The 11,063-nt window shown below is 33.4% G+C and carries 7 protein-coding genes and 1 other annotated feature; of the genes, 4 read left to right on the plus strand and 3 right to left on the minus strand.

The window, feature by feature from the left end; genetic code table 11:
- On the plus strand, positions 1–3,173 hold a 3,173-nt coding region (locus ACJAX4_RS17915; RefSeq protein ID WP_435790814.1), incomplete at its 5' end, for an acyl-CoA dehydratase activase-related protein.
- Between the two features lie 496 nt (positions 3,174–3,669).
- On the opposite strand, the gene ACJAX4_RS17920 is transcribed toward ACJAX4_RS17915, so the two are convergent.
- A complete protein-coding gene (locus ACJAX4_RS17920) occupies positions 3,670–4,692 on the minus strand; it encodes an ABC transporter substrate-binding protein (protein WP_435790815.1) in 1,023 nt (340 codons plus the stop codon).
- Positions 4,693–4,833: 141 nt separating this feature from the next.
- Positions 4,834–5,061 (plus strand) — a binding site (T-box leader).
- A gap of 73 nt (positions 5,062–5,134) precedes the next feature.
- Here ACJAX4_RS17920 and ACJAX4_RS17925 point away from each other — a divergent pair.
- On the plus strand, positions 5,135–7,777 hold the full coding sequence (locus tag ACJAX4_RS17925) for a valine--tRNA ligase (protein WP_435790816.1): 2,643 nt from the start codon (positions 5,135–5,137) through the stop codon (positions 7,775–7,777).
- Between the two features lie 116 nt (positions 7,778–7,893).
- Complete coding sequence (locus tag ACJAX4_RS17930; protein WP_435790817.1) at positions 7,894–9,201, plus strand: bifunctional folylpolyglutamate synthase/dihydrofolate synthase; 1,308 nt, start codon at positions 7,894–7,896, stop codon at positions 9,199–9,201.
- Positions 9,202–9,253: 52 nt separating this feature from the next.
- On the opposite strand, the gene ACJAX4_RS17935 is transcribed toward ACJAX4_RS17930, so the two are convergent.
- Positions 9,254–9,502, minus strand: coding sequence for a TIGR03905 family TSCPD domain-containing protein (locus ACJAX4_RS17935; protein ID WP_435790818.1), 249 nt, complete (start codon positions 9,500–9,502; stop codon positions 9,254–9,256).
- A gap of 148 nt (positions 9,503–9,650) precedes the next feature.
- Between ACJAX4_RS17935 and ACJAX4_RS17940 the strand changes: the two genes are divergently transcribed.
- Positions 9,651–10,532, plus strand: a complete 882-nt coding sequence (locus tag ACJAX4_RS17940; protein WP_435790819.1) for a YncE family protein — start codon at positions 9,651–9,653, stop codon at positions 10,530–10,532.
- A gap of 41 nt (positions 10,533–10,573) precedes the next feature.
- Here ACJAX4_RS17940 and ACJAX4_RS17945 read toward each other — a convergent pair.
- The coding region (locus ACJAX4_RS17945; protein WP_435790820.1) for a DUF4364 family protein at positions 10,574–11,063 on the minus strand (490 nt) is incomplete at its 5' end.

Raw genomic sequence — 11,063 nt, forward strand, 5'->3', positions numbered from 1 at the left:
CAAAGGAAGCAATTATATTGAATTCAGCAGTAACTGGTTATGGTGAAGGTTTAATAATGGCAGCTCTAAAAGTGGACATTGGAGAAATTGAAACTATAGCTCATTACAAGGCAGCGGAATTTTTTTTGCCCGGAGTAGATTTTATATTAGACATTGGTGGACAAGATATGAAATGTTTAAGAATAAAAAATGGTGTTATTGATAGTATACTTCTAAATGAAGCTTGTTCTTCAGGTTGCGGGTCTTTTATAGAAACATTTGCTCATTCTTTAAATATGGGAGTAGAGGATTTTGCAGCTGCAGCACTACGTGCTAAAAGTCCAGTGGATTTAGGTTCAAGATGTACTGTGTTTATGAATTCAAGAGTTAAGCAAGCTCAAAAAGAAGGTGCATCTGTAGGGGATATATCAGCAGGACTTTCTTATTCAGTAATTAAAAATGCACTTCTTAAGGTCATTAAGATAAGAGATCCTAAAGATATGGGTAAAAAGCTGATTGTTCAAGGAGGTACCTTTTATAATAGTGCAGTACTTAGAGCTTTTGAAATTATTTCAGAGAGAGAAGCAGTTAGACCTGATATTGCAGGCTTAATGGGTGCGTTTGGCGCTGCGCTTATCGCAAGGGAAAGAGCGGAGAAAGGCAAAATTACTACATTATTATCTTTAGAGCAATTGGATGATTTTATCGTGGAAACTTCAATGGGTAGATGCACGCAGTGTGCAAATCAATGTGTTCTTACAATTAATAAATTTGATAAGTTAAGGCAATTTATATCTGGGAATCGTTGCGAAAAAGCACTAGGCCATAGTGCTAAAAAAGAAGAAATTCCAAATGTATATGATTATAAATACAAAAGAATATTTGATTATATTCCTCTAAAGGAAGAAGAGGCACCTAGAGGCACAATAGGTATTCCAAGAGTGCTTAATATATATGAAAATTATCCGTTCTGGTTTACATTCTTCACAAGTTTAGGATTCAGGGTTGAAATTTCGGAGAGATCTTCTAAGGTTGTATACGAAATGGGATTAGAGACTATACCCTCAGAATCGGCTTGTTACCCTGCTAAGATAGTACATGGTCATATAATGAGTCTTGTAAATAAGGGAATAAAAACTATATTCTATCCTTGTGTTCCATATGAAAAAAAGGAGCAACCCGGAGCGGATGATCATTATAACTGCCCTATTGTAACTTCGTATCCTGAGGTAATAAAAAACAATATGGATATCTTGAAGGATAAAAAAATTAAATTTCTAAGTCCTTTTGTTTCTTTAGACAATGACAAAGCATTAGTTAGTAGATTAAATGATGAGTTATCATGTTTTGCAATCCATAAAAGTGAAATTTCTATTGCTGCTAAAAAGGCATGGATTGAAACTGAAAAGGTTAAATTGGAAATTCAAAGTAAAGGTGAAGAAGTTGTAGAATATATTAGGCGGACCGGAAAGAAAGGTATTGTTTTAGCTGGAAGACCTTATCATATAGATCCAGAGATTAATCACGGGATTCCAAGCGTGATGACAGACTTTGATATGCCTGTACTCACAGAGGATTCTGTGGCTCATTTAGGTAAAGTTTTAAGACCTTTAAGAACAGTTGATCAGTGGGTATATCATTCAAGGCTTTATGCAGCGGCTAGTTTTGTAGCCAGCGAGCCTAATATTGAGCTTGTTCAACTTAATTCTTTTGGGTGTGGGCTTGATGCAGTTACTTCGGACCAAGTACAGGAAATTTTGGCGAATAACGGAAAGATATATACAACTTTAAAAATTGATGAGGGAAATAACCTGGGAGCTGCGAGAATTAGAATTAGGTCATTAAAGGCTGCAATGAGTGAAAGAGACACGCATGGAACTCCTCAGATTAAAACTGCTGAGACTTACAATAGAGTTGTTTTTACCAAGGAAATGAGGAAGAAGCACACAATTTTATCTCCACAAATGTCTCCGATACACTTTCAATTTGTACAGGAAGCCTTTAACTCATCAGGTTACAATTTAGAAATTCTACCATCAGTAGATACAAAAGCTGTAGATGAAGGCTTAAAATATGTAAATAATGATGCTTGTTACCCTACCATAATTGTAGTAGGACAAATAATTGCTGCTTTAAAATCTGGAAAGTATGATATTGAAAATACCTCTGTTATAATTTCTCAAACTGGAGGAGGATGTAGAGCAACAAATTATATTGGTTTTCTTAGGAAGGCACTTAAGGAAGCGGGCTTCCCAAATATTCCAGTGGTCTCTTTAAATGCTTCTGGCCTTGAAGAAAATCCTGGCTTTAAAGTTAGCTACTCAATGGTTAGAAAATCAATAATGGCTTTAGTATACGGAGATTTGCTTATGAGGGTATTATACAAGGTTAGACCTTATGAGAGGGTGCTAGGTTCAGCTAATTTACTTTATGAAAAATGGGTGAAAACATGTAAATTATCTGTAATAAAGGGAAGTAGCAGGGAGTTTAAAAAAAATATTTCCTCTATAGTAGCCGATTTTGATAATCTAGAGCTTAAAAATATTTTGAAACCTCAGGTAGGTCTAGTGGGAGAGATTTTAGTTAAGTTTCATCCTACAGCTAATAATAACATTGTAGATGTTATTGAAAATGAAGGCGGAGAGGCTGTTATGCCTGACTTTTTGGATTTTTTCTTATACTGTGCCTATGATGCCAATTTTAAATATAAATATTTGGGTAAGAGTAAGAAAGCTCAAGTAATAAATAATTTAGCTATTGGATATATAGAAAGTTTTAGGAAACATATGAAATCAGTTTTAGATAGTAGTATCAGATTTCATGCTCCAAAAACTATACATGAGTTAGCTGATGGGGCTTCACCTATTTTATCACTAGGCAATCAAACAGGTGAAGGGTGGTTCTTGACTGCCGAAATGGTTGAGCTTATTGAAAGTGGAACAAAAAATATAATATGTATGCAGCCTTTTGCTTGTCTTCCAAATCATGTAACAGGCAAAGGGATGATTAAAGAGTTAAAGAGAAGGTATCCTGGCGCTAATATTACTGCTATAGATTATGACCCGGGTGCTAGTGAAGTAAATCAAATTAATAGAATAAAGCTAATGATGTCTGTTGCATTCAAAAACCTTAATAGCCAGGTAGAAATTGAAAATGCTCACGGGGAAGTAGCTAGTGACAAGAAAATGGATTAGAAAAGTATGAAATCTCTCCTGCGTGGCTGGCAATACGAACTCGAAACGTGAAATTCCATAAGAAATTCTAAACTTTTGCTCATATAAAATCCCCTAACGTTCACATTCGCCATCCTGGCTCAGGTTCACTGGCCTTCCGTCCTGGAAGGCCTACGGGGATTTTATATTCGCAAAAGAAGAATTTCTAAATGGGATTTCAATGTTTTATCGTTTCGCATTGCAAGTCACTTCGGAGAGATTTCATACTTACATAGTCTAAGTAGTCCAAGGACATGTCCCCTCGGATGATTAGGTCAAGGTATCATTACCGGGGAAATGTATGTAGATATGGTTAAGTGAAATATAATTATGAAAGTTCGGCATTTAGTGGTGTGAAATATAGTGTATAATGAGTTTTACAGAATCTTAGTTTAATGGAATAAACTTAGAGTCTGTTAACGAATTATCAACTATCGGAACACCACAAATGCCGAACCTTCATTTTATAGACTTATATTTATTTTAGATCTTTTACTACTTTTTCTGCAAAGCTATTGTTCACAATTTTATCAAATGCTGGCCTTTGTGGAATTAAATCTGATTTGTAGGATTGAATAATATCCATAAGTCTTGTTAAGTCTTCGGATTTTAGTACTGGGTCTGGTGAAAAAGCATCAATATTTCTATAGTTTTTAATAGATTCAACAAGTACAGCTTCATCTGCACCAGGGAAGTAGGACTTAATTGAACTGACTACTTCTGCATCAGTGTGATTATTTACCCATTTTTGGCCCTTATAAATTGCTCTAGTAAATTTTTCAACCATTTCTGGGTTCTTTTCTATATAAGATTGTGTAGCATAAAAACAGGTATAAGGTATGGTTCCTGCAGAAGCGCCTATGGAGGCTACAATATGTCCGGAATTATCTTTTTTCATTAAGCTAGCAGTAGGCTCGAACAGAGAAACATAATCACCTGTGCCACCCTTGAAAGCTCCAGCAGTAGCTGTGAAAGCTAAGTTTGTAATAAGTTCGATATCTTGACTAGGGTCAATTCCATGATTTCTTAAAACGTATTCTAAAGCCATTTCAGGTACTCCGCCAGGTCTTCCACCTATTAAAGTTTTACCCTTTAAAGATTCCCAGCTGAAATTTGCTTCAGCATTTCTAGATACTAGGAATGCACCGTCTTTTTGTGTTAATTGTGCAAAAATAACAGGGTAGTCAGCTCGATTTTGATTGTAGATGTAAATAACTTGTTCTGGTCCACTGAAACCTATATCTACAGCATTACTTAAAACTTGTTGCATGGTTTTGTCTGCTCCTTGACCAGTTGAAAGGTCAATTTCAATGCCTTCTTCTTTAAAGAAATCCTGAGAGATGGCTGCATACATAGGAGCATAGAAAATAGAACGAACTACTTCATTTAATTTAACCTTTACTAAAGCGTCATTATTATTTTTCTTACATCCAGAAAGTAAAGTTGTTATTAAAGCAATAGAAATAATTAGGGAAAGAATTGAGAGTTTTTTTATCTTCATAGATACCTCCACATTATAAAGTTGTTACTATTTATAATATGAAAATTTGTGTAGATGTGACATTTCAATTTTAAAAATTAAATATTGACATATAAATACTAGGGTGTATAATATGTTATAAATGAAAATTTCATAAAACCTTTAAAAGCTTAGATGAAGAGGAGTAAAGGAAAACTAGTATTAAGAGAGGAAGGTCCACAGGCTGTAAGATCTTCTATATGAAAAACCTTGAAGGTAGCTTCGGAGCTTCTTTGTTGAATTCATTTAAATATGAGTAGTAGATAAAGACGGTTATCTTAATCGTTAAATTATCAAGAGCCTGTAGATTTGCAGGAAAAAAGGTGGTACCGCGAGTTCTTCGTCCTTTATTAGACGTAGGCTTTTTTTGTTTTTTGTGAAAATTTAGAATATTAGAGATGATATAAATAAGGAGGAGTTAACATTGGAAGAAAACAATAATATTGCTAAAAACTATGATCCGAAAGAATTTGAAGAAAGACTTTATGCTTGGTGGGAAGAGAGTGGATATTTTACTCCGAAAGTAGATAAAAATAAAAAGCCATTCACAATAGTAATGCCACCACCAAATATTACAGGTAAATTACACTTAGGTCACGCTCTTGATAATACTCTTCAAGACATCTTAATAAGAACTAAAAGAATGCAGGGATATAGCACCTTATGGCTTCCTGGAGAAGACCATGCTAGTATTGCAACAGAAGTAAAAGTTGAAAATGAACTTTTAAAGAAAGGGCTAAAGAAAAAAGAAATGGGAAGAGAAGCCTTCCTCGAAAAAGTTTGGGAGTGGACTGATGAATATAGAGCAAAAATAAGAGGGCAATTAAAGAAAATAGGTTGTTCCGCTGACTTTTCGCGTGAAAGTTTTACTATGGATGAGAACTTAAATCATGCAGTAAAAGAAGTTTTCGTTAAATTATATAAGGATGGGCTTATATACCAAGGAAATAGGATAACAAATTGGTGCCCAAAATGTATGACAGCAATTTCAGATGCGGAAATAATATTTGAAGAACAAGCAGGCTACTTTTGGCATATAAAATATCCGGTTGCAGGTAGTGATGAATTTTTAGAAATAGCTACTACTAGACCGGAAACTATGCTTGGAGATACTGCAGTAGCAGTAAATCCTAAAGACCCCCGTTATGCACATCTAGTAGGGAAAACATTAATTTTACCTCTTGTAAATAGGGAAATACCAATAGTTGCAGACGATTACGTTGATTTAGAGTTTGGAACAGGTGCGGTTAAAATAACTCCAGCACATGATCCTAATGATTATCAAATAGGAAAGAGACATAATCTACCTGAAATAGTGGTTTTGAATGAAAATGCAACTATATGTGAAGGTTATGGAAAATATTCAGGTCTTGACAGATATGAGGCAAGAAAGCTTATTATAGAAGATTTAGACAATGTGGGGCTACTCGTTAAAATAAAAGAGCATGCTCACAATGTAGGTACTCACGATAGGTGCTCTACCACTGTAGAGCCACTGTTATCCAAACAATGGTATGTTAAGATGGAAACACTTGCAAAGCCAGCTATAGATGCTGTGCGGGAAAAGAAAACTAAATTTGTTCCAGAGAGATTTGAAAAAACATATTTCAATTGGATGGAAAACATTCAAGATTGGTGTATATCAAGACAATTATGGTGGGGGCATAGAATCCCAGTATGGTACTGCAAAGATTGTGGAGAAATTATAGTCGCAACTGATGAGCCAACAAATTGTACTAAATGTAATAGTGCAAACCTTAGGCAAGATAAAGATGTGCTTGATACGTGGTTCAGCTCAGCGTTGTGGCCTTTTTCAACACTTGGATTTCCCAATAATACAGAGGATTTAAAATACTTTTATCCAACAAGCGTTTTAATAACAGGATACGACATTATATTTTTCTGGGTTGCAAGAATGATTTTTTCAGGACTTTATAGTCTAAATGAAGTACCTTTTGAAACGGTATTAATGCATGGAATGGTTAGAGATGATAAGGGAAGAAAAATGTCTAAGTCCTTAGGGAATGGTACAGACCCACTAGACATAATAGAAAAATATGGTGCAGATGCATTAAGATTCTCACTTGCTACAGGGAATTCTCCAGGTAGCGATATGAGATTCTATGAATCAAGAGTAGAGTCCGCTAGGAATTTTGCAAATAAAATTTGGAACGCCTCTAGATTTGTTATGATGAATGTAAATGAGGAGCTAATGACTGAGTGCAAAGATAATAAAAACTACAGTGTTGCGGACAAGTGGATATTATCAAGAATGAATACTGTAACAAAAGAAGTTACTGAAAATATTGACAAATTCGAAATAGGCATAGCTCTTCAAAAGACTCATGACTTTATGTGGACAGAATTCTGTGATTGGTATATAGAGCTTGTTAAACCAGTATTATATGCTGAAGATGGGCAGGCCAAGGGTGTAGTTCTAAATGTATTAAATACAGTATTAATTACAGGACTTAAATTACTTCATCCAGTTATGCCATATATAACAGAAGAAATATTCACTCATATACAAACAGAATGTGAGTCGATAACAATATCAAAATGGCCAGAGTATGAAGATGACCTTAAAGATGAAAAATCGGAAGAGTGCATGAACTATATTATAGAAGCTATAAAAGACGTAAGAAATGCTAGAGCGGATATGGATGTACCGCCTTCCAAAAAAGCAAAAACATTTATATATGCTACAGAAGGAAAAGAAGCGTTTGAAGAAGGTATGGTGTATTTTCAAAAACTAGCTTCAGCTAGCGAGGTAGTATTCCTAAATTCTAAAGCAGAGGCTCCAGAAAATGTGGTTACAGTAGTAACTAAAGGTGCAGAGGTTTATATGCCATTACTTGAGCTTGTAGATTTAGAAAAAGAATTAGAAAGATTAAATAAAGATAAGGAAAAGCTAGAAAGTGAAATTGACAGAGTAGAGAAGAAACTTTGCAATAAAAGATTTACGGATAAAGCGCCAGTAGAAGTAGTTGAGGAAGAAACAGCTAAGGGCGAAAAATATAAAGAAATGTACAATTCAGTACTTCAAAGTATACAAAATTTGAAGTAAACTTTAATTTTTAATTCTCCTATGTTTTAATGAAGCATAGGAGAATTTTAAAAAGGTGGTAGTGCCGCAGGTTATTAATTAATCGGCACCATCCTATTTTGAAAGGAAGTATAAACATGAATTATGATGAGTCTATAGCTTACATAAAAAACACAGCTAAGTTTGGTAGTAAACTTGGGCTTGAAAGAACATGCAAAATATTAGAAATTTTAGGAGATCCCCACAAAAAAATAAAATGTATACATATAGCGGGAACTAATGGGAAAGGTTCGACTACTGCTATGGTAGCTAATATCTTGGTGAGTGCAGGATATAAGACAGGATTATATACTTCGCCATTTATTGAAGAATTTGAAGAGAGAATACAAATTAATAATAGAAATATTTCTAAAGTAGATTTAGGTCTTATCATAACGCAGGTTTCAAAAGCAGTAGAAAAAGTAGTGGAACTTGGGTATAGTAATCCGACAGAGTTTGAAATCATCACCTGTGCAGGATTTTTATACTTTTTCCAGGAGAAGATAGATTTTGCAATTGTTGAAGTAGGGCTTGGAGGAAGGCTTGACTCAACAAATGTAATAACACCTATTTTGAGTGTTATTACATCTATTAGTTTAGACCATACTCAAATACTCGGAGATACCTTAGATAAAATTGCTTATGAAAAAGCAGGCATCATTAAGGAAGGAATTCCAGTAATTATGTATCCACAAAAGAAACAAAGTGAAGAAGTAATAGAAAAGACATGCATGGAGAGAAATTGCAAATTAATAAAAGTGCCGATTAACTCAGCTCTACATTTAGAAAAAGAAAATAGTGAAGCCATAACACAAAAAATAGAGATTAAAACTACAAATAATGATTATATTATTGATTTGGCACTCCTAGGCAAACATCAAATTTTAAATTGCGATCTGGCAGTTCATACTATAGAGGAACTTATTGTGCAAGGAATTACAATAAATAAGGATAATATATTGACTGGCCTTGCAACTGTAAAATGGCCAGCACGCCTTGAGGTAATGAATAAAAAACCATTAGTAGTTATAGATGGAGCACATAATATAGATGGTATTAAAAACCTTACTGAAAGTATTGACATCTATTTTAACTACAACAAAATAATACTGATTTTGGGAATTCTAACGGACAAACAAGTTGAAGAGATGATAAGAACTATAGTCCCAAAGGTTAGTAGAGTTATTACTGTTACACCTCATAGCGAACGGGCAGAACTTTCAGAAGATCTAAAAGTTCAAGTGGAAAAATATACAATTAATTGTGAGTCAATTGAAAATTATGAGAAGGCTTATAAAAAAGCTTTGAGCTATTGTGAGGAAGATGATCTATTATTAGTGGCAGGTTCACTGTACATGGCTGGAGATATGAGAAAGATTATACGAAATATGCATAATTTTAAATAGCTCTTTTAAATAAACAAAGACACATATTATAATTTAATATGTGTCTTTGTTTTTAAGCATTTACAACTAATTTCTCAAGTGCCAAAGCTAGTTGGTCAGGGCAAGATGTACTTTTATTACCACAGCTAATACCCTTAAGTTTTTCTATAGCATCGGATACTTTCATTCCTTTTACAAGGGTAGAAATTCCAAATAGATTTCCAGGACAGCCTGCAGTAAAAATAACTTCTGTTATTTTATCGTCTACAATTGCAAAGTTTATGTTTGTGGAACAAACGCCTTTTGGTGTATAACTATACATAATGTTCCCCTCCGTCTTCTGTTATTTTAACAAATACAATAGTCATTATAGTCTATTAAACGTCTGTATGTAAAGAAATAAATATAAATAAAACATTGTTAGCATATTATTACTATTTTCATATTATGGATGTGAGGGGGTGATGAATTTGAGAAAGTTATATGTGTGTAATACTTCATCAGATTGCATATCGAAAGTTGATTTAGATTCATATATAGAAGAAAAAAAAATATATTTAGATAGTGAAAATCTCAAAAGAATTGGTCCTCATGGTATATATATTCATGAAAATAAGGTGATAACAGCTAACAGTTATGATAATAGTATTTCTTTGGTTGATATGTATAGTTACGAAACTGAAAGTTATTTCATAGGAATGCACTGTAATGATTTATCAGTTTATGACGATAAAGTTTATGTTCTTTGTGGAGATTCTGATGACATATTAGTATTTGATTTAGATAAAAAACACATTGTAGAAGCAATCCCTTGTGGCAATTTACCGCATAGCATTTATATTTGTAAAAAGAGAAACCTTATTATAGTAGCAAATATGAATAGTGATAGTATAACAATAATAGATGGTGCAGCGAATGGAAAAATTAAAAGCATTAGGGTGGGGGCATATCCGACTAAAGCTGTAATCACAGCGGATGGGAAGTATATTTTAGTTTGCGAGAGCAATATAGGTATGGATAGCAAGGGAAGTATAAGTATTATTTCATTAAAAAACTTTAATGTATTGTATAAAATACCAGTTGGTAATTCGCCTGTAGATATGTATTTTAATGAAAGATTTTGCTATGTATCAAATTTTGGAGAAGGTACTGTGAGTATAGTAGATGTAAATAATTACAAAGAGATAAAAAAAATTGAAGTTGGAGGCATGCCTAGAGGAATACTCGAAGATGAAAAATATTTGTATGTAGGTGATAATTATAACAACTTACTTATTAGAATTGATAAAACAACTGAAAATAAAAAAGCCATTGCTATTGGCGGAGAGCCTACAGGAATGGCACTTTTATAAAAATTCAACTTCTAAAAGAAGATTAAGCTTTTTTTAAAAGATTAGTCATCTATTAGAACGTTTATTATCTTAGTATAAAGCTCTGATGGATTATCTTTCCACTTTGCGCATAAATCTCGAGCGCGCTTGTTAGAAGCAACACTAAGTTTAATATCTATAAGTGTAAAGGTATCTTCTGATGCAGTTAGATTAACCAGATAATTATTGTTATTTTCTATTGTGTAATCGGCGCTAACTCTTAGTTCTTTTTTAATATTTTCAAGATGAGATTTCAAGTAGTCATCAATAAGTTGTATCTTATTTTCTGAAATTCTTTCTTTAAATAAGGATAGAACACTGTTCCCCTTTGGGGTAATGACTAATCTATGTTTACCTTGCTGCTCTGTATGCAAAAGCAAGTTAGACGATATGAGTTCCGTTATATATTGTTGTAAAGTAAAATAATTTATAAAATTATTTTCTAGAATAATTTGTGTTATTTGAATATTAGAAATAGGGAGCTTTATTTTGTAAAATATATAAAGTAAAAGA

It is taken from the genome of Clostridium sp., assembly GCF_051278035.1.
Taxonomy (GTDB): Bacteria; Bacillota; Clostridia; order Clostridiales; family Clostridiaceae; genus Clostridium_AD.

Bases quoted from the DNA above. Each gene is read 5' to 3' on its own strand.
- ACJAX4_RS17920 (WP_435790815.1), bottom strand. From the start codon at position 4,692: ATGAAGATAAAAAAACTCTCAATTCTTTCCCTAATTATTTCTATTGCT.
- ACJAX4_RS17930 (WP_435790817.1), top strand. From the start codon at position 7,894: ATGAATTATGATGAGTCTATAGCTTACATAAAAAACACAGCTAAGTTT.
- ACJAX4_RS17935 (WP_435790818.1), bottom strand. From the start codon at position 9,502: ATGTATAGTTATACACCAAAAGGCGTTTGTTCCACAAACATAAACTTT.